Genomic DNA, 19,775 nt, shown 5'->3' with positions numbered 1-19,775 from the left:
AAAAACCCACGCTAACAGCGTGGGTTTTTTTATGCCTGTTCGTTCAATGTTCATAGTGAAGCAGTTACAATATTGCCAATTTGTACACAATGGTACAGTTTTGGCGTTGGTGAAGGCTTGTATGAGCTTTGCTCTATCCAGACACAGGACGTGCTGATTTAAAGCGCCACACTGAATCATGTGACAGTGGATGCGAAAAAAGGATATTAGAATGAATTTGACCACAGTTATTTTGGCCGCGGGTAAGGGAACTCGCATGCGCTCGAAGCTTCCCAAGGTATTGCACCCAATCGCCGGTAAGCCTATGGTGCAGCACGTTATCGATAATGCCAAAGCCCTTGGCGCTAAAGCCACGAATCTGGTTTATGGCCATGGCGGCGAGATGCTGCAACAGCAATTGACCGGTAATGAGTTGAACTGGGTTCTTCAGGCCGAGCAGCTTGGTACAGGCCACGCAGTCGCGGTGGCCAAAGAGCACATTGCGGACAATGATACCGTGCTTATTCTTTATGGTGATGTGCCGCTTACGAAGAAATCGACCTTGGAAAAACTCTTGGCAGCCACACCTGAACGTGGTTTGGCCGTATTAACCGTAGATCTTGAAAACCCGACCGGCTATGGTCGCATGCTGCGTGAAAATGGCAAACTGGTTGGTATCGTTGAGCAAAAAGACGCGACCCCTGAACAACTGGCCATCACAGAAATCAATACAGGTATTATGGCCTGTAACGGCGGTCTGTTGAAAAAGTGGTTAGGCAATCTTTCCAATAACAATGCCCAAGGCGAGTACTATCTTACGGATATCGTCGCCATGGCGCACGCTGAGGGCGTAGAGATCAGTTCAAGCCAGCCGGAGCATGCCATGGAAGTGGAAGGTGCTAATAATCGCGTACAGCTCGCTCAGTTAGAACGTGCGTATCAAGCATGGCAAGCCGAAGAGCTGATGATTAACGGCGCCAGCCTGGCCGATCCTGCCCGTATCGATGTGCGCGGCACAGTCACCACGGGCCAGGACGTACAAATTGACGTAAACGTTATTTTCGAAGGCAACGTAGAGCTGGGCGACGATGTGATCATTGGCCCTAACTGTGTGCTGAAAAACTGTAAAATTGGTGATGGTGTGGTGATCAAGGCCAATACCCTGATTGAAGATGCCACAGTGGCCGCCAAATGTACCCTGGGCCCATTTGCACGCCTGCGCCCGGGTGCGGTGATGGAGGAAGACTCGCACATAGGTAACTTTGTGGAGATGAAGAAATCACGACTTGGCAAGGGTTCAAAGGCAAACCATTTGACCTACCTTGGCGATGCGCAAATCGGCGAGAAGGTAAATATCGGCGCCGGTACCATTACCTGTAACTATGATGGCGTGAACAAGTCGCAAACCATTATCGGCGACAACGCCTTTATCGGTTCTAACTCATCGCTAGTGGCCCCGGTTGAGATCGGCAACACCGCCACCGTGGGTGCTGGCTCGGTAGTAACCGCTAAGGTGGGTGATAACCAGTTGGCCGTAGCTCGCGCAAAACAGCGCAACCTGGATGGCTGGCAACGCCCGGTTAAGAAGAGCTAAAAGCCCTTCCATCATATAAAAAAGAGCCGCTTTTGTTAGCGGCTTTTTCATATCTCACCCAGCAACAAATGTCACAAAGTGCATCAAAGTGTCTTTTTTATTACCAGTAAATTGCAGGTATATGAATAAAACATAACCATCGGCGTGGGGAAGTTATTACAACTTCATTACAAAAAATAAACAACACCGAAGGTTAAGTATGTTTAACTTGAAAAAAGTCTCCTTTATGGTGGCTTCAGCCTTGTATATCGGCAGTTCAGCGGCCAGTGCCGTGAATGCTTCTGCCGAGCAATGGGTTGCACCATCATCAGACTACGCGCCAAAACCTATGATTGAAGAAATGCATTGGTCGGGCGACGTTGCTCAAACTGTAAAAAAACAGGGAAAGATCTTCCGCGCGGAAGAGGGTGTGCATGGTGAGCATACATATATTGTCGAGCTAGAGGATGCGCCACTGTCGGCGTACGATGGTCAAATTAAAGGTCTGGCTGAAACAAAATCAGTCGTAACCAGTGCTCGCACTCAACAAGGCCAGCCCCTGAACCTAAATACACAGGAACTTTCTAGTTATAACAAATACCTGAGCTCTCAGCGTCAAAACTTCATTACCCAAGCCAGCGCTTTGCAAGGCTTAAGCGTGAATGTTGAGCGCTCCTACTCGGTGGCAATTAATGCCTTCACCACCAGCATGACGCAAGACGAAGCGATGCGTTTGGCTAAAGTACCGGGTGTAAAACGCATTACCCGCTCAAAAGTGTATGAACTTTCAACCTTTAACACCATTGAACAAACAGGTGCCAAGCAACTATGGGCTAATGCTTTTGGTGGCGGCTCTAATAAAGGTGAAGGCATGGTTGTGGGTGTAATTGATACTGGTATCAATTCAGACCACCCATCTTTTGCTGAAGTGGGTGGTGATGGCTATGTTCACGAAAATCCACTAGGTGAAACATTCTTGGGTGACTGTGCGAGCGCTGCATTCTCAGACAAGTGTAATAACAAGCTAATTGGTATTTATTCTTACCCTGAAATCACCAATACCTACAGTGATCCTGTGTTTGCAGAGTCGCGCCCGGCCTATGGTGAAGACTATAACAGCCACGGTTCACACGTAGCGGGTACTGCAGCGGGTAATATTCTTTATGATGTACCATTCAAGCTAGCGGACGCTGCGGCGCAATCAACGGGTGTGGCAACGGATCTGGTCTTTGAAGAAGTATCTGGTATGGCACCACACGCTAATATCATCTCTTACCAGGTATGTTGGCCAGGCGGTTCGGGCGACCCCTATGCGGGCTGTCCTACAACCACTATTCTGGCGGCTATTGAGCAATCGATCATCGACAATGTTGATGTACTGAATGCGTCACTGGGTGGTCTTGAAGAAGATCCTTGGCTAGACCCAATTGAACAAGCATTCTTCAATGCTGCCAATGCCGGTGTATTCGTTGCCGTAGCTGCGGGTAACTCAGGCCCTGAATTAAGCACAGCCGACCACTCATCACCTTGGGTAACTACGGTTGCTGCTCATTCACCGTCTTCAATTGTTGACTTCGGTGCAAAGTCGTTGGCAAACATGTCCGGCGGTGACACTGCTGCGCCGGCCGCTATCAAGGGTTACTCTTCAACATTTGAAGAAGTGACAGGCCTTATTGTTAAGGCGGAAAACTTTGAGAACCCGGGTACAAACTCATTCAACATCGCGGATTGTGATATCCCATTCCCTGCTGGTACATTTGATTTAGCGGATGACCCGGCCACGGTAGATATCGATGAAAGCACACAAGACGTGATTGTTACCTGTCGTCGTAGCTCGCGTCCGCTGTACGAAAAAGCAAATAACGTTGCAGCGGGTGGTGCTGAAGGTGTCATCATTTACAACCGCTTTAGCTTCCAGGATAGCGCATCTATTCCAGTGCTTCCGCACCCATTACCGGCAATTCATATTACCAATGCCGATAGTACTGAGCTTCTCAATTGGCTGGACTCAGGCTCAGGTCATATGGGTACAGTCACCGGTGCCCAGAGTGAGATTGTGCCGGTAGACAAAGAGCGCGTAGCCTACTTCTCAGGCCGTGGCCCATCTTATTTTGGTATCGATACCATGCTGGTGGATATCGCAGCACCGGGTGTAGATATCTATGCGCCGAGCTCGGATGATCAGCCATTCACCAACAACCCACGCACCGCTGATTGGCAAACCATGTCGGGTACCTCAATGGCGAGTCCGCACGTTGCCGGTGCCGCTGCCTTGCTACAACAATCTCACCCGGAGTGGTCTGTATCTCAGGTGCAATCGGCATTGATGCTAACTGCTGGTAACGATCTAACCAATGCTCGTTTCCTAAGCAACTATAAAGATGATGGTATCAAGTCGAGCTTACAAGACATGGGTGCGGGCCGCATGCGTGTTGAGTTGGCCGACAAAGCAGGCCTAACCCTGCATCAAGATATCGCCGATATGGCCGATGCCAACCCGTCAACGGGTGGTCACGCAGAAGACCTGAACACAGCCTATGTTGTGGATAATACATGTCCAACAAGCTGTACATTCGTGCGTGAGTTCACTGCGACAGAAGACGCAAGTTGGACGGTACACACTGAAGAGTGGATTGGTGCCTTCGAATTAACTGCTGAGCCGGCACAATTTGATATTAAAGCCGGTGAAACGCAGCAAATCGTTATTACCGCCACCAGTAAGCCGCACTCAAGTGCAGCTAGCTACATAGATCTAAGTGGTAACCAAGGCCAAGTGACGCTGGTTTCCAACAACAGTGCTTCACCTGTACTTGAATTGCCAGTATGGACTTTCACTGGTGACCGCGGTCTTCCTGACTACGTTAAAGTTGAGGCACACCGTACTTCTGCTGCTATCGAAGTAGGTCCATTCAATACCGCAGAAGTAACAGACTTCACAGCACGTAGCTACGGCATGGTTAAAGGTGATGCGAAGACCCTTAAATTCTTCTCAGATCCAACCGCTGGCGACCCATTTGATCTTCATGAAGAAGAAGGTGAAATGGTTAACATTAACCACGTCGAGTGGACACAAGTGCCTGAAGGCAGCAAGATGTACAGCGCGAGCGTGGTTGGCGCTGGTATCACTGAGCGTATGATCCTCTTTACAGGTCAGGACGCCAATGGTGATGGTATGGCCAGCATGGACGAAGTGCTTTGTATGTCTACCAACTACAACATCAACAACTTCTGTAACATCGTTGAGCCGAATGCGGGTGATTATTTCACTGTGTTTATGAGCACAGCCTATGTTCCTTACGGTGAAGTAGATGAAGGCCGTGATGTGACCATAGCAACCGGTGTTGTAGGTCAGGATATGGGTGGCTTGGTTGTTAGTGCCGAGCAGCAAATTTCTGGCTACGAACAATACAATGTCAATCTTGCGTACAACCTACCAGAAATGGAAATCGGTGATATCTACTTTGGTGGTTTCGACCTTGGTTCAAACCCTGAAGATGCAGGTAACCTAGGTTATGTACCAGTACTTGTCACGCAAATTGATGATGACGTTACCTTCACTGCAGACAAGCACAAGGCGAGCCCGGGCGATGTTGTTAACTTCACCGTTGATGTGATTGCTAACAATGAAACGCAGGCGCGCAACTTTGCGTTGACCACTGAATTCCCTGAAGGCATTCAGATCATTGCCGACAGTATTGTTTCTACGGCTTCTACACCTGTGACACCTGAAGTAACAGATAACATGTTGTCATTGGTTGGTGTACAGGACACAACTAAAGACGTTGTCCGTAACTACATCATTACAACTAATATCACGGATCAGAGCTGTTCACTGTTAGCGGGTAACTCACCGTACCCGGATTATCTGAACTTGCGTGACCTAGGTTGGCGCACGCTTGAAGGTGTAGAAGGTAATTACAGAAACGAATATAAGTACTCATTTAAAGAATTGATGCAAACCGATATGGATGTGAAGTTCCCATTCTTTAACAAGTATCACTTCGACTCAATCAAGCTAAACCCAGCAGGTCTGGTAACCTTTGGTGATACGGGCCGTACAACGCCGTTCCACGTTGAATTCCCACGTGCAGCGAGCATGCCGCCTCCGCCACCTTACATCATCGCGCCTTTCTGGGTAGGTGATAACACTATTCCTGAGCGCATTGACGCAAGCTCTCGTGTTGAAGGCGATCCTAATGCGGGTATCACGCCAACCTTTACTTACTCACGTGAGTGGTTAGTACTGGAGTGGGATAACGTTGAGCGTACTTACACCGACGGTCAAAGTGTCGACTTTGAAATGTTTATGCGTATGGGCATCAACTATGAGCCGGGTGAGTACGAGCTGATGTTTGCCTACGACAACGTTAATCTGGTTGATAATCAGGGCTCTATCGGCTTTAAAGCTGCCGATGGTCGCATCTTAGTCAATGGTGACATCCCAATGGATGTAAATATTGGTGATGGTTTCGCTTATGACAACATCAACGACCTTGTACATGACGGCTTAGTAGTTTGTATGGACTACACAGGTCCAGAAATCTCTAAGTTCAGCGTGAGCTTTGATGCCTATGTTTCTGAAAAAGCAGCTAATCAGGTACATACATTGTACGTGAACAATGGCCTTGAAGGTTCAGACACCGAGCGCTTGAGCGTAGATCTAGAGGTAATGGGTAACATCACCTTGGTAGACTTAAAAGACCTTTCTGTTGCTGAGAACGAGTCTGTCAGCTTCGATGTTATCTACGCAGATAAAAACGGTGTGAGTAATGAAATCCTGGTAACCGGTGACAACGTAGCCGCGCAAGTGAGTGGCCATGACTCTGGTTCAGCCGTGACCTTAACACCGACTGCTAACTTCCACGGTGAAACCGAAATTACCGTGACGGTTAAAGACAGTGTTAACGGCACCGATATGGCCTCGCAAACCTTTATGCTAATGGTGGTTTCCGATGGCGAAGAGCTAGGTTGTACCGACCCTACAGCAACTAACTTTGATGTGTTAGCCAATACTGATGACGGTAGCTGTACATATCCAGAGCCAGTTGAAGTGTTAGGTTGTACTGACCCAGCCGCAACTAACTACGATGCATCGGCTGACACTGATGATGGTAGCTGTACATATCCAGTACAAGTAACGCCTGAAGAGCCAGTGAAAGCAAAATCATCAGGTGGTTCTATGGCCTGGATGTTATTGCTATTCATGCCGTTAGCACTGCTTCGCAGAGCTCGTAACGGTTAACTTTCATAGACCCTAGTAAGTAAAAGCCAATTGGAAACAATTGGCTTTTTTTCTTACCCACCAGCACATTTTTTTCTTATTAATAGAGTTTCTAAATTGTTACAAAAGTGTACATTAATTGCGTTGACTGACACCCCCCCTCGGGCGATGCTGCTACCTCAATTAAAGCGGTGTTTTTCATTAATGAGAGTCGGTAGCAAGGTGAATAAGGCGGGGCTATTTCTGATAATTGCGCTATTGAGTGGCGCTGTGAGTGCGAGTGAAGAAACTATCTACACCGCTCAATCAGGATGGCAGTTTGGTCTTAGCGCCGGTTATGGTGAGATCGAGAACCCGATTCATGATGCCGATGATATTCCCTTGTATGTGATCCCTAAAGTCGAAGTGTTTTATGGCGACTTTGCCTTTAGCAATTTTGAACTATCTTGGACACCCCTGAGTAACGACAACCACCAGCTGTCCTTCATCAGTAAAATGAATCGTGATGGTTTGTATTTTATTGATAGCCTGGCAGCGAGCTCGGTTGTTGCTTCTTTGACGTCCACCGTGAGGCCAGGGGCGCCGCGCCCGCCCAGCACCCAGCAAGAGCCACAACAACCCAAAGTATCGAAAAGAGTGGGGGATATCACCAAAATACCCGATCGGGAGTTATCCTTTTTGGCTGGCGCCCAGTACCTCTTTGATTGGCAGCAATGGCGTCTTAGTGCGAGCTATTTTACTGAAGTGACCAATTATCACCATGGTCAAGAAGGCGCGCTGGTGCTTTCTCGTTATCAGCGGTGGCATAAGCATTTACTCGTTGCCGCGGCTGAGCTTCAATACCAGAGTAATGAAATAACCAAATACTATTATGGCAGTCACCGCCAGGAAATTGCCGCTGGTTTTTCGTTGTATCAGCCACAGCATGCGTTCAATAAAGGCCTGCAGCTAACCTACCAATATCAAATTAACGAAGATTGGCGATTTATTTCCGATCTTAAATGGCAGGTGCTAGACAGTGAAATTGCCGACAGTCCGCTAGTATCGAAGCAACATTTGCTTTCTTACTACGCCGGGGTGGCTTGGAGTTTCTGATGAGTCAACGTGTGGCGATGCAGCTTTTCATAACCCTGGTCACCTTGCTGATGCACAGCGGCAACGCCAGCGCGCTTGAAAAGCACTATATCAAGGCGAAGCCGGGAACCTGCGTGACCACTCAAACCAGTTGCCAGATAAACCTATTATTAAGTTGGCAAGGAGAGCCTACCACGACCTATTGCTTGCAGGTGGAAGCCGGTGAGCCAAAACTAATTTGCGACGTCCCCAATCGTGCTCAGCACTATAAATTGTCATTGGAAGCAGCGTCCGATGTGATGATTTACCTAGTGCGTAAGCAAGATAAGCAGCGAGTTGCACAGGTGATGATCGACGTGCAACGTCACTTTCTAAATCAAAAGCGTCGCAAGGTAGCTTGGAGTATTTTTTAATGAGTGAACAACAAAAATCTATTCTTTATGTCGAAGACGACCTGAAATTGGCCGAGCTTATCTCTACCTTCCTAATATCTCATGGTTTTTCTGTGACCCATATTAGCTCACCGCATATAGCGGCATTTGAAATGGTGAAGCGGCGCTATGATCTAGTGTTACTCGATATCGGCTTACCGGAAAGCGACGGCTTCAAGGTTTTTGAAGAGCTGCAGCGCCAGTATTCGGTGCCGGTTATTTTTCTCACCGCACGGCAAAGTCATGTGGATCATATTCATGCCCTGGAACTGGGTGCCGAGGACTACCTGACTAAGCCTATTTCACCTTCTATTTTACTGGCGCGTATTAACCACTGCCTGCGTCGCAATGAACTTAAATACTGTGCTAAGAATGCCGCCCAGTCGCAGACACTGACCATAGGTAATCTGGTGATCAATCGTTATCAACGTCAGGCGAGTTTAAATGGCGACCGCCTCGAGCTCACCACCGGCGAATTCGATTTATTGGAGAAGTTGGCCTTTAATGTCGGTCAGGTGGTGAGTCGGGAGCATTTATTCGAGGCCGCCATTGGCCGCCAATACGATGGTCAGAATCGCACCATAGATGGACGTGTGAGCCGATTACGTAAAAAATTAGGGGATGCCGATGAGCACCCCAGTCGTATTATCACGGTATGGGGTAAGGGTTATATTCTTTCTCCGGATGCGTGGAAGTGAGTTAAGTGCTCAAGGTTTATGGCTACCTTTTTTCAACCCTGGTGCTGTGCTTAGGCATAAGCGCCTGGCTGATTAACAGCCATCTCGGCGACACCGCCATTGCCAGTGACGCCGAGCTTGCCCTGGCTCGGGGCATGCTGCAAGCGCCTAACCCACAGGCCAGTCACCTTATCAGCGCAATCACCCTCACCGATATTCACTTTGATCCCCATATAGACGAGCAACTGCGCAGCGGTGCCGTGGTGCCTATGCTGGATCAAGACAATCAGTTGCTATTTTATTACCTGGACGGCAGCCGGCAGCGCATCTTAGTGCTTGGCCCCTTGCCGCGGGCGCAGAGGGAACAGCAACAAGCGCTGATCAGCCTGCTGTTTTATACCAGTGTCGCGGTGGCTGTGCTGCTGGTGTGTTGGCCCTTGTTTCGCGATCTCACCCGGCTGCGTCAGGCCAGCAATAAGATTTCCGTCGGTAATTTTGCCGCTCAGGCCAGGCTTGGGCGTTTAAGTGCGATTAAACGCATCGGCGATGCCTTTGATGAAATGGCCGAAGAGTTACAAAACCAAAGCGACTACCAGCGTCAGCTGATCAATGCGGTATCTCATGATTTCTTCACGCCCATTAGTCGCGCTAAATTTGCCCTGGAAATGGCCGCCCACCAGCCCAGTGGTGCAGTTGACTGCAATAGCGTGTTGCAAGATATCACCGAGCTGGAAATGCTGGTGGAGGAGTTCCTCACCTATGCCGAACTGAATCAATGCAAGCCAGTGATCCGTCCGGTCGTCCATGATGCCAGGGAGCTGTTGGAGCAGGGCTGTGATAAATTTCGTATCTATAGCGATTTGAACATACATATAGATTGTCACTGTGATGTGATTGAGGTGGATAGGCGCAGTTTCCTGCGTATTCTCACCAATTTAATGAGCAACGCCGTACGTTTTGCCCACACCCAAATTCATATCAGTTTGCGTGCTCACCCGCATGGTATTGAGTTGAGCGTGGCCGATGATGGCCCAGGCTTTAATGAGCAACTCAGTGGCAAGCTGTTGCAGGCATTTGTTAAAAACCATCAGGTTGCCCAGCGCGAGCAAACCGGCGTGGGTCTGGGCTTATCTATCGTTAGCAAGTTGTGCCTGTGGCACGACGCCGATCTGCAACTGGAGCAAAGTACGGCATTAAATGGAGCCTGTGTGCGAATAGTGTTTTAGGCCTGTTTATCTTTTCACTTATTACCACCGCTGCTTTCTTGATTAACGGTGAACGTCCTGTAACTATATGTGGGGAAAATAAAAAATAGACCCAATGGACACCTGCATGACGAACCAACAGATAGTGGTGATTGAAGATGAGCCGGCCATAGCCGATACCTTGGTGCATGTAATAGAACAAGCGGGGTTGAGGGTCAGCTGGTGTGCTACCGCCGCGCAGGGGTTGGCCGTTATACAAGATGAGCAGGTGGCTTTGGTGTTGCTCGATGTGGGTCTGCCCGATGGTAATGGCTTTGAACTGTGTAAACAGATACGCAGCTTCTCTACTGTGCCCATTATCTTTTTAACCGCCCGCAGTGATGAAATCGACAGGGTGGTGGGTCTGGAAATCGGCGCCGATGACTATGTTACCAAGCCCTTTAGTCCCCGCGAGGTGCTGGCCCGCATTAAGTTACGTATGGTCAGGAGCGACACTCCAGAACCCGCAGCGGCGCAGGTAAGTACAGATCTGCATGCCCGCCAGTATGACTTTTATGTCGGCGCGCAGGCGCTGCAATTAACAGCGCTGGAGTATAAACTGCTACACAAACTCCATAGTCATCCGCGACAGGTATTTAGCCGTGAGCAACTTATGTGTGCCGCGGATATGGCCAACGCATCTCATTATGCCCGCAATATCGACTCCCATATCAAGGCCATTCGACACAAGTTGAAGAGCCATGACCTGGCTGAGGTGATCCACACCAAGCGCGGTTTCGGGTACTTTTATGAGCCAAAGTAACGATCGCTCCTGGGTCGATAAATTGTTTCAATGGCCGCGCATTCCTCTCGGTCTGCGGCTTTTTCTCTTGTATGTTGTAGTGGTGGCCTTGACTACCTATGTGGTCAGCTCGACCGTGATGCGGGAGATTAAACCCACGGTTCGCCAGGTGAGTGAAGAAACTCTGGTGGATATGGCCAACCTGCTGGCAACCTTGGCGGCTCCCCACCTGCAGCAGGGCACCTTATCGAACAGTGAATTTGCCGAGCTTCTAAGCCATTTTGGTCAACGTGACCCGAACGCGGCGATCTGGGGCGTGGATAAAAGCAGTATTAACCACAGAATTTATATAACCGATGCTAACGGTATCGTCCTGGTTGATTCCTGGCAGCGGGATGTTGGCGCTGACTTTTCCCGATGGAACGATGTTTACCTGACGCTGCGTGGCGAGTATGGGGCGCGCTCAAGCATACAAGAGGGCGAGGATCCGACCTCTACCGTCATGCATGTGGCGGCGCCCATTCGCGGGGATGGTGAGATCATTGGCAGTGTCACCGTGGCCAAGGCCAATCGCTCGGTGCAACCCTTTATCGATAAAGCTAAATATCGGGTGCTGACCTGGCTGGTGGTGATGAGTGTGGTGGCCTTGTTGCTCGGTGCCTTGATCGCCTGGCGTATCAATACGGCGCTGGATAAGCTGGCAAATTATGCGGCCAAACTGGGTCGTGGCGAAAAGGCCAGGCAACCGGTATTTCGCATCTTCTATGAATACGGGCAGCTGAGTGAGGCGCTGGCGGCCATGCGTGCCAAACTGGATGGTAAAAACTATGTGGAACAATATGTGCAAACCCTGACACATGAGCTGAAAAGCCCACTGAGTGCCATAAAAGGAGCCAGCGAGCTGTTACAAACGCCGCTGACGGAGCAAAAGCAGCGACTCTTTGCTAGTAATATTGAGAAAGAAAGTGAGCGCATGCAGCAGCTGATCGACAACCTCCTGGCTCTGGCCCGGCTTGAAAAGCAGCCGCAATTACAGAGCAAGAGGGCGATTGAATTGGCGCCTTTAATTAACCGAGTATGTGAATCCATGCTGGCCACCATCACCCAGAAACGGGTGCAGATGCAGGTTAATTGTGACCCTGGGCAAAGTCTGCTTGGTGATGCCTTCTTGGTGCAACAGGCGCTCTACAATTTACTGGAAAATGCCCTCGATTTTGTTGTTGTTGGCGGTGAGGTGAGTGTGTCTGTGCAGACGGAGCCAGATCGCACCCTGATACAGGTTTTTAATCAGGGCCCGGCTATCCCCGATTATGCTCTTAGCAAGGTGTGTGAGCGCTTTTATTCGTTGCCGCGCGATAATGGCCACAAGAGTTCTGGCCTGGGCCTGACCTTTGTTGAGCAGATAATGCAATTGCACCAAGGTAAGTTACTTATTACCAATGAGTCCGACGGGGTGCGCGTGACCTTGATCTTTACAACTCCATAAAATCTCCACATTAGCCGCACCTAAACTCCAACCTTGTTGAATAAGCTAGGTTTATTCATCACATGGAGTTTAATAAATGAGACAAAAATTAGGTAACAAATTACTCATTATCGCCGGCCTTGTACTGCTTATCTTGGTGCCAATTATGATGATCAAGGGGCTGATAATGGAGCGCTCCGAGCGCCATCAGGAAGTGCAGCAGGAAATCGCCCGTAGCAGCAGTGGCGAGCAAGGCATAATAGGACCGTTTCTGTATTTAGAATATATGGAAACCAAGCATAACGAGCAGGGGCAAAGCTATTCCGTGCTACACAAGCAGGTATTCTTGCCGAGCGAGTTAAAATGGCAGGCGCAGCTAAGCACCTATGAGAAGTTTCGCGGCATCTATAAAGCCAACCTTTATCGCTCGCAAAACGATATTTCCGCCACCTTTAACACGCGCAAACTCAAGGACTATGCCGACAAGAATATTACCAAGCTGAATCTGGTGATGGTGGTGCAGGATATTCGCGGCATTGGCGTTGGCAGCGCTGTGCAAATGGCCGGTGAGTCACTGGTGTTTCAGCCCGGCAGTCAGATTAAACAACTGGCCGATGGCGTGCATGCGGCTGTGGATTTACAGACTCTGCTGGCACGGGACAAGGTGGCGGTGCAGATCAATCTTAACCTGCAAGGCATGAAGCGTTTTGCTATTGCCCCCGTGGGTGAAGAAACTCATGTCACCATGACAGCGGACTGGCCTCACCCGAGCTTTGTTGGTGACTACTTACCAACCTCTTCCAGCATAGATAGTGAACAATTTACCGCAAAATGGCAGACCAACTTCTTCGCTACCAATATGCAGGAGCTGTTTGGCAACTGCGTGCGCAGCAAGGGCGATTGCAGTAACTTAAGGGAGCGCAGCCTGGGCGTAAACCTGGTGGATGGGGTCGATCATTACCTGAAAAGCCATCGCGCCACTAACTATGCACTCTTGGTTTTGGTGCTGGTGTTTTCAAGTTTCTTTTTACTGGAGATCCTGCGCAAAGATGCGATTCATCCGGTGCAATACGGTTTTGTCGGCCTGGCCATAGCCGTGTTTTATTTGCTGCTGGTATCGCTCAGCGAACATTTTGGCTTTAATCTGGCTTACCTGGTATCGGCCTTGGCCTCGAGTTTGCTGTTAAGCATTTATGTGGCGGGTATGCTGCACAGTTCGCGCCAGGGAGCGGTATTCTTCGGCGCTATTGCGCTGCTGTATGGGGTTTTGTTTAGCCTGCTGGCGGCGGAGGATTATGCCTTGTTGATGGGGGCGACCCTGGTATTTGCGGTGCTTAGTTTGATCATGATGCTGACCCGCAAGTTTAACTGGTATGGCAATAATGAAGATTAGCGTGATGTCGTGACCATTATGTAGTTTAGAAAATAATAAGGCCGCTTTTTAGCGGCCTTATTTATATGGGGATTAGCTGCGTGATAAAAACAGCGTTAGGGTTTCGCCAATACGCAGGGTGTCTTTAGAGAGATTATTCCACTGCTTGAGCTTGGCCACGCTCACCTGATAACGACGGGCTATTTTCCACAGGCTATCGCCGGAGGCCACCTTGTATTCAATTTGCTCATCCGCCAGTACCGGCAAAATCAGCTTGTCACCTATACGGATGCGATCCGACTTCAGGTTATTAAAGGTTTTTAATTGCTGCACCGTGAGCGAATAACGTTTGGCGATAACGCTCAGGCTATCGCCTTTTGCTATGGTGTAATTTTGCCACTGGCTGTAATCGCCGTTTTGCTGGTCGGCGATCAGCGTCTGCCATTGCTGCTTGTCCTCTACCGGCACAACTATGTGTGGGGCGTCTATGATGGCCGGAAAGCGGATCACGCCATGGTTAAGTTGCTCCAGATTGCCCCATTTCGTTTTATCGGCCAGCACCACGGCACCTGACAGTGGCAAGGTGGTAATGCTTGGCTGGTTGGCTATCAGCGGAAACTCCATTTTCTGATGCTTCAGCAGTTGCACCGCCGCCAGCAATTTAGGCACATAGTGGCGAGTTTGCTTGGGCAATTTCAGGGCGAAAAAGTCGGTGCTTTTACCGGCTTTTTTATTGCTTTCAATGGCCTTTAACACACGGCCTTCGCCGACGTTATAGGCGGCTATGGTGTGATACCAGTCGCCGTCAAAGCGCTTATGCAGATACTCGATAAAGTCCAATGCCGCCTGAGTACTGTCGATCACATCCTGACGACCGTCATACCAGGGACTGATTTTCACGCCAAAATATTTGGCCAAAGATGGGGTGAGCTGCCACAGACCCGAGGCATGCTTATGAGAATAAGCACTGGCATCAAAGTCGCTTTCGATCAGCGGCATCAGTGCCAGCTCAATGGGCAGTTCGCGTTTTTCCACCTCGGTAACTATGTGGTACAGATAGGGCTCGGCGCGGCGGCTGATCTCTTCCATATAGTTAGGGTGCGATAAATACCAGTCGATGCGTTGCTGCACCGCGGGATGCTTTGAGTCGGCAAAGCTGAGTTGCATGCGAATACGTTGCCACACATCCTCAACCTGCTGTGGTGTCAGTGTGCTTGCTGTTTTGGTTTGCTGCTCGCTCTGCTTGGCGCTAGCATTATCGGTTGTGCTTGTGCCGGCACTGTTCTGGTTATCCGCAGCAGTCACATCCTGCTGCGTCTGGTTATCGTTTGACGGCGTGGTTTGACAGCCAGCCAACACCAGAAAAAAAGAAATAAGTAAAATTCGATACATAAAAATTCAGTGTTATTAAGATAAAAAGTTATATGTGCGCCACTTGGGTAGTAAGAGCGAAAGGGTGTGAGCTTAATCTGTTAACCTGAACACAAAGTGAGCTAAAACTGAGCGCTGGCTTAAGTGACTGAGCCACACCTAAATATTATTTTTGTTCTGTGAGTCAGCAGACCCTCAAAATAGACCACCCATTTTCCAGGTGGTTCCCTCTGTACTTGAACATAGCACAAAGGCGGGTTGAGAGCGCACATTTACTGCGTCTCTGAGCACCCAGTAAGCACCCCGACAGATATCGCCAAAAGGCCGCGCTATAAGCCTCAGAGGTGCTTTTTTGATCATAAGCGAGCAGGCATTAAAACAGATGCTTTTAACTCCTTTTATTCCTCTGCTACCTTTAAAGTAGGTGAGCACATTTTAGGAGCCACACCATGCAAGCCAATCTACTAAAAGCGGCCATCGCGGATAGTCACTATCGCGCTATTATCCTCAGTTATGCTGACGCCAATCACTATCTGGCAGGGGTGATAGATACCCTGGGTAACTATCATATTTTGGCTGATCATCATGAGGTTACCAAGTCTTTTAATTCGCTGCGTGAAGCAGAGCGGGCGTTATCGGCGCTCGGTGCCACCCAGGCGTTGTTAAAAATGCAGTCAGCTTATGAAGAGCTGGGGCCGCAAGATGACCTGGATGATCACACCTGTGATATGGAGTTACGAAGTTTGAGCTGAGGTGCTTATTGCTCCTCGGGCAGGCCGATATGGGCGTGGCCAAATTTGTAATCTATGGTGACGACAAAGTGTTTGAGAATATCGTAACCGAGGATCCCTTCGACCTTCGCGGATTTAATGCGGGTACCAGTCGTTGAGAATTGCTCCTCCAGGTTTGCGCTTTGTCCTTCACCCGGTACGCTTACAAGTACATTTTCCAGCGTATATGGGCCAAATTTAAATTCATCGATACGCAAAGAGTTGGTGGTGGCCAAGGTATTGACCCCCATGCTAATCCCGGTGCTGAGCTCTTTATTGTCTAACCAGCCGAGACTATCGGCTACAGAGCGTTTGATGGTTAAGCCGCCGTTACTGCCGGTATCGAGTAACAACCAAGCGCTGCGCTCTTCGCCCAAAGCGACCTTCACTATGGGTCTTCCAGTGCCACGCTGCGCGCGCATTTCGATGTTTTCCAGTTCACCTAGATCCAGGCTGTCTCGCGTTATTAAACGCATACGACTATTCGGATAGTCTATTTGCACTATGAATTTATCGAAGAAGCCAGCACCGAGCAGAATGCCATTTGTGTGAAAACCCAATTGAGCTGCAACTAAGCCGTCTATTTGGGTATCGAACCCGAACAGGCTTAATTCGACTTGGTTATATGTTTTTTTGTCTTCAGTGCCGTAAACACCTTTGACCCTGATCCTGCCCGCGGCGGTTAAATCGAGCTTATTTTTTAAGATAAATGAGCTATTGATGGCATGTATTTGTGCGCCGGTGTCGAGTATGGCGTGAGTTTCAATGCCTTCAACGGTAACAGGAATGGTGATATGGCCATTACTTTGGCTAAAACTGGTCCATTTAGAAATAGCCGCTAGTGAAGGGAAGTTACATAAAATCAGAGTGATATAAATTAGTGTACGCATAGCTTTTCGTCCTTGTGCGCTATAAAAAGCAGCTTTGAGAATACAGAAATGTTACATCTATGTAAAATCAATCCTTAGTGATGTGCTGGGAATAACAGGTTGAGCTTTGCTTAAAGTTTCGACTATAATGCGCATCTTTCGAATCGAAACTTATTTATTGCTAAATGACCAAACGTAACACTCAACAGCGCCGCCACACCATACTTAACCAGGTTAATGAGCTGGGTGAAGTGTCGGTTGAAGCCTTGGCGGAGCAGTTACATACCTCAGAAGTTACGATTCGAAAGGACTTGGCCTCGTTAGAGCAAAGCGGTCTGCTATTGCGCCGTTATGGTGGCGCCATTGCGCTGCCGAAAGAGATAGTCGCCGGCAGCGAGTCGCAAGACTCGGCGCGCAAGCGCGCCATTGCTAAGGCGGCGGCGCAGCTGATTAAAGATCACCACCGCATCATTATCGACAGCGGCCGCACCACGGCGGCGATGATCCCCGAGCTGGCTTCTAAACGCGGCCTGGTGGTGATGACCAATGCCATCAATGTGGCCAGCCGGCTACTGGCGTTGGAGAATGAGCCCACCCTGCTGATGACGGGTGGCACCTGGGACCCGCATTCCGAGTCCTTCCAGGGCCAGGTTGCCGAGCAGGTACTGCGCTCTTACGATTTCGATACCCTGTTTATAGGCGCCGATGGTATCGATGTTTCCCGTGGAACCACCACCTTTAACGAGCTTATCGGTTTAAGCCAGGTGATGGCTGAGGCCGCTCGCGACGTGGTGGTGCTGGTGGAGTCGGAAAAAATCGGTCGCCGTATCCCGAATTTAGAACTGCCTTGGCAACAGGTCAGCACGCTTATCACCGACAGCAACCTGGCGCCCGAGTTGCGCCGGGAAATAAGCGCCCATGGCGTGCAGCTGATCTGTGCCGAGGTAAACGAATAAGCCCGACCGACAACATAGGGCAAAAAGACAACACATACGTGCAAATGGAGAATTTATGTGTGGAATAGTTGGTGCCGTTGCAGAGCGCCCAGTAAACAAGATTTTAGTTGAAGGCCTAAAGCGCCTTGAATACCGTGGCTATGACTCGGCCGGTGTGGCCTTGCTACAGGGCAATACTCTAAACAGCGTTAAAGCCGTGGGCAAGGTTGCCATGCTTGAGAGCGCCTTAAACGATGCCGGTGTATCCGGCACTACCGGTATCGCTCATACCCGTTGGGCCACCCACGGTGGTGTAACCGAAGCCAATGCGCACCCGCATTTGTCGAACAATGAACTGGCTTTGGTACACAACGGCATCATTGAAAACCACTCTAGCCTGCGCGAAGCGTTGAAGGGAGATGGTTATACTTTCCTATCGGAAACCGATACCGAGGTCATGGTGCACCTGATCCACCAGTTACGCCAGCAACACGACACCCTGTTAAGCGCGGTACAGGCCGCGGTTAAGCAGCTTGAAGGCGCCTACGGTACCGTAGTATTCGACAAGGCCAACGACAATGAAATCATCGTTGCCCGCTCAGGCAGCCCGCTGGTAATTGGTCTGGGTCTGGGCGAGAACTTTATCGCCTCCGATCAGCTGGCACTATTACCTGTAACTCGTAGCTTTATCTTCCTGGAAGAAGGTGATGTGGCGCGTATTACCCGTGACAGCGTCGAGATTTTCGACCTGAACGGCGAGCCGGTGGAGCGTGAGGTGGTGGAATCAAACATCACTCAGGACGCCTCGGGCAAGGGCGAATATCGCCACTATATGCTTAAAGAAATTTACGAACAACCAATGGCGGTGCGCAACACCCTGGAAGGCCGTTTACAAGATGACCGCGTAGCCGTGGATGCCTTTGGCGACAGCGCCACGCAGATCTTTAAAGACGTGCAGCACGTACAGATCATTGCCTGTGGTACCTCTTACCACTCGGGCATGGTGGCCCGTTACTGGCTGGAGCAGTTTGCCGGCGTCAGCTGTAATGTCGAGATTGCTTCCGAGTTCCGTTATCGTGAGTCGTTTGTGCACCCGAACAGCCTGCTGGTAACCATTTCTCAATCCGGTGAAACTGCCGATACCCTGGCCGCCTTGCGCCTGGCCAAAGAGCAGGGCTATATGGGCTCTATGACTATCTGTAACGTGCCTGGCTCGTCATTGGTGCGTGAATCTGACTTGGCCTTTATGACCAAGGCCGGCGCCGAGATCGGCGTGGCTTCAACCAAGGCCTTCACCACACAACTTGTTGGCTTATTGATGCTAACCGCGTCGATTGCCCAGGAAAAAGGCCTAAACCAGGCGGAAATCGTTAACGCCATTAAGACTCTGCCAAACAAGTTGGAAGAAGCACTCTTGCTTGCCGACGACATCGAAGCCCTGGCGGAAGAATTCGCCGACAAGCATCACTCGCTGTTCCTTGGTCGTGGCTCTCAGTACCCCATTGCCATGGAAGGGGCGCTGAAACTCAAAGAGATCTCTTACATTCACGCCGAAGCCTATGCGGCGGGTGAATTGAAGCACGGCCCATTGGCGTTAATCGATGCGGATATGCCGATAATCGTTGTGGCGCCAAACAACGAGTTGTTGGAGAAGCTGAAATCAAACGTGGAAGAAGTGCGCGCTCGTGGCGGCATCATCTATGTGTTCGCGGATAAGGATTCACACTTTGAGTCTGACGACACCATGCGTGTGATCAACGTCAATCATGTTGAAAATGTGATTGCTCCTGTGGTCTACACCATCCCATTACAGCTGCTGTCTTACTACGTCGCCGTAATCAAGGGCACGGACGTCGACCAGCCTCGTAACCTAGCCAAGTCGGTTACCGTAGAGTAATCACAGGTTGGTAGATAATAAAAAGGCGCGGAAGCGCCTTTTTTAATGCAATTGACTCATCCTGAATCCGGGTGGCACTTTTCCTACGTAAATTTGTTTTCAAACCCTGCTTCTACGCAATCCCTTCGCATTAGCGCAGTATCCACCCGGGCTTA

14 protein-coding genes are annotated in these 19,775 nt (G+C 49.7%); 12 read left to right on the top strand and 2 right to left on the bottom strand.

The genetic code is table 11. The features are described 5' to 3' along the window. The first annotated feature begins 211 nt into the window (after positions 1 to 211). The 9 genes from glmU (at position 212) to creD (ending at position 13,799) form a co-directional block, all read left to right on the top strand. A complete protein-coding gene (gene glmU / locus C2M34_RS05750) occupies positions 212 to 1,573 on the top strand; it encodes a bifunctional UDP-N-acetylglucosamine diphosphorylase/glucosamine-1-phosphate N-acetyltransferase GlmU (RefSeq protein ID WP_105258299.1) in 1,362 nt (453 codons plus the stop codon). A 199-nt stretch (positions 1,574 to 1,772) separates the two neighbouring features. After that, positions 1,773 to 6,794, top strand: a complete 5,022-nt coding sequence (locus tag C2M34_RS05745) for a S8 family serine peptidase (protein WP_105258298.1) — start codon at positions 1,773 to 1,775, stop codon at positions 6,792 to 6,794. Positions 6,795 to 7,043: 249 nt separating this feature from the next. Further along, positions 7,044 to 7,868 (top strand): MipA/OmpV family protein, encoded by an 825-nt coding sequence (locus C2M34_RS05740; RefSeq protein ID WP_158677978.1) that lies wholly within the window; start codon positions 7,044 to 7,046, stop codon positions 7,866 to 7,868. Continuing rightward, the gene (locus tag C2M34_RS05735; protein ID WP_105201172.1) at positions 7,868 to 8,260 is read left to right on the top strand and encodes a DUF3019 domain-containing protein; all 393 of its coding nucleotides are present in this window, start codon (positions 7,868 to 7,870) and stop codon (positions 8,258 to 8,260) included. The genes C2M34_RS05740 and C2M34_RS05735 overlap by 1 nt, the downstream gene beginning before the upstream one ends. Next, positions 8,260 to 8,976 carry a response regulator transcription factor gene (locus tag C2M34_RS05730; protein ID WP_105201171.1) on the top strand — a complete coding sequence of 239 codons (717 nt, stop codon included), beginning with the start codon at positions 8,260 to 8,262 and terminating at the stop codon, positions 8,974 to 8,976. Before C2M34_RS05735 ends, C2M34_RS05730 begins: the two co-directional genes overlap by 1 nt. 5 nt (positions 8,977 to 8,981) lie before the next feature. Beyond that, positions 8,982 to 10,181, top strand: coding sequence for an ATP-binding protein (locus tag C2M34_RS05725; protein WP_105258297.1), 1,200 nt, complete (start codon positions 8,982 to 8,984; stop codon positions 10,179 to 10,181). Positions 10,182 to 10,287: 106 nt separating this feature from the next. Next, positions 10,288 to 10,962 carry a response regulator gene (locus C2M34_RS05720; protein WP_105258296.1) on the top strand — a complete coding sequence of 225 codons (675 nt, stop codon included), beginning with the start codon at positions 10,288 to 10,290 and terminating at the stop codon, positions 10,960 to 10,962. Then, positions 10,949 to 12,427 (top strand): two-component system sensor histidine kinase CreC, encoded by a 1,479-nt coding sequence (gene creC, locus C2M34_RS05715; RefSeq protein WP_199774424.1) that lies wholly within the window; start codon positions 10,949 to 10,951, stop codon positions 12,425 to 12,427. Before C2M34_RS05720 ends, creC begins: the two co-directional genes overlap by 14 nt. A 76-nt stretch (positions 12,428 to 12,503) precedes the next feature. Further along, positions 12,504 to 13,799 carry a cell envelope integrity protein CreD gene (gene creD, locus C2M34_RS05710; RefSeq protein ID WP_105201168.1) on the top strand — a complete coding sequence of 432 codons (1,296 nt, stop codon included), beginning with the start codon at positions 12,504 to 12,506 and terminating at the stop codon, positions 13,797 to 13,799. A gap of 72 nt (positions 13,800 to 13,871) precedes the next feature. On the opposite strand, the gene C2M34_RS05705 is transcribed toward creD, so the two are convergent. Continuing rightward, entirely contained in the window at positions 13,872 to 15,170 is a 1,299-nt protein-coding gene (locus tag C2M34_RS05705; RefSeq protein WP_105215159.1) for a LysM peptidoglycan-binding domain-containing protein, read from the bottom strand. A gap of 428 nt (positions 15,171 to 15,598) precedes the next feature. Between C2M34_RS05705 and C2M34_RS05700 the strand changes: the two genes are divergently transcribed. Then, positions 15,599 to 15,901, top strand: coding sequence for a DUF6482 family protein (locus C2M34_RS05700; protein ID WP_105201166.1), 303 nt, complete (start codon positions 15,599 to 15,601; stop codon positions 15,899 to 15,901). 5 nt (positions 15,902 to 15,906) lie between these two features. Here the strand turns inward: C2M34_RS05700 and C2M34_RS05695 are convergent, their stop codons facing one another. Beyond that, the gene (locus C2M34_RS05695) at positions 15,907 to 16,809 is read right to left on the bottom strand and encodes a retroviral-like aspartic protease family protein (RefSeq protein WP_105215157.1); all 903 of its coding nucleotides are present in this window, start codon (positions 16,807 to 16,809) and stop codon (positions 15,907 to 15,909) included. Positions 16,810 to 16,973: 164 nt separating this feature from the next. On the opposite strand from C2M34_RS05695, the gene C2M34_RS05690 reads away from it, so the two are divergent. Beyond that, positions 16,974 to 17,744 (top strand): DeoR/GlpR family DNA-binding transcription regulator, encoded by a 771-nt coding sequence (locus C2M34_RS05690; protein ID WP_105201164.1) that lies wholly within the window; start codon positions 16,974 to 16,976, stop codon positions 17,742 to 17,744. Between the two features lie 55 nt (positions 17,745 to 17,799). Next, positions 17,800 to 19,620: a glutamine--fructose-6-phosphate transaminase (isomerizing) gene (glmS, locus tag C2M34_RS05685; RefSeq protein ID WP_105201163.1), complete on the top strand. Its 1,821-nt coding sequence runs from the start codon at positions 17,800 to 17,802 to the stop codon at positions 19,618 to 19,620. The last annotated feature ends 155 nt before the right edge of the window (positions 19,621 to 19,775 follow it).

The sequence above is a fragment of the Pseudoalteromonas sp. T1lg88 genome (assembly GCF_002964765.1).
Classification (GTDB): Bacteria; Pseudomonadota; Gammaproteobacteria; order Enterobacterales; family Alteromonadaceae; genus Pseudoalteromonas.
Note: the sequence above shows the minus strand (reverse complement) of the source record. Positions and strands in the feature narration are given on the sequence as shown.

Excerpts from the sequence above, each read along its gene's own strand:
- C2M34_RS05695 (WP_105215157.1), bottom strand. The coding sequence starts at position 16,809 with ATGCGTACACTAATTTATATCACTCTGATTTTATGTAACTTCCCTTCA.
- C2M34_RS05705 (WP_105215159.1), bottom strand. The coding sequence starts at position 15,170 with ATGTATCGAATTTTACTTATTTCTTTTTTTCTGGTGTTGGCTGGCTGT.
- glmS (WP_105201163.1), top strand. The coding sequence starts at position 17,800 with ATGTGTGGAATAGTTGGTGCCGTTGCAGAGCGCCCAGTAAACAAGATT.
- creC (WP_199774424.1), top strand. The coding sequence starts at position 10,949 with ATGAGCCAAAGTAACGATCGCTCCTGGGTCGATAAATTGTTTCAATGG.
- glmU (WP_105258299.1), top strand. The coding sequence starts at position 212 with ATGAATTTGACCACAGTTATTTTGGCCGCGGGTAAGGGAACTCGCATG.
- C2M34_RS05730 (WP_105201171.1), top strand. The coding sequence starts at position 8,260 with ATGAGTGAACAACAAAAATCTATTCTTTATGTCGAAGACGACCTGAAA.
- C2M34_RS05700 (WP_105201166.1), top strand. The coding sequence starts at position 15,599 with ATGCAAGCCAATCTACTAAAAGCGGCCATCGCGGATAGTCACTATCGC.
- C2M34_RS05720 (WP_105258296.1), top strand. The coding sequence starts at position 10,288 with ATGACGAACCAACAGATAGTGGTGATTGAAGATGAGCCGGCCATAGCC.
- C2M34_RS05745 (WP_105258298.1), top strand. The coding sequence starts at position 1,773 with ATGTTTAACTTGAAAAAAGTCTCCTTTATGGTGGCTTCAGCCTTGTAT.
- C2M34_RS05690 (WP_105201164.1), top strand. The coding sequence starts at position 16,974 with ATGACCAAACGTAACACTCAACAGCGCCGCCACACCATACTTAACCAG.
- C2M34_RS05735 (WP_105201172.1), top strand. The coding sequence starts at position 7,868 with ATGAGTCAACGTGTGGCGATGCAGCTTTTCATAACCCTGGTCACCTTG.
- creD (WP_105201168.1), top strand. The coding sequence starts at position 12,504 with ATGAGACAAAAATTAGGTAACAAATTACTCATTATCGCCGGCCTTGTA.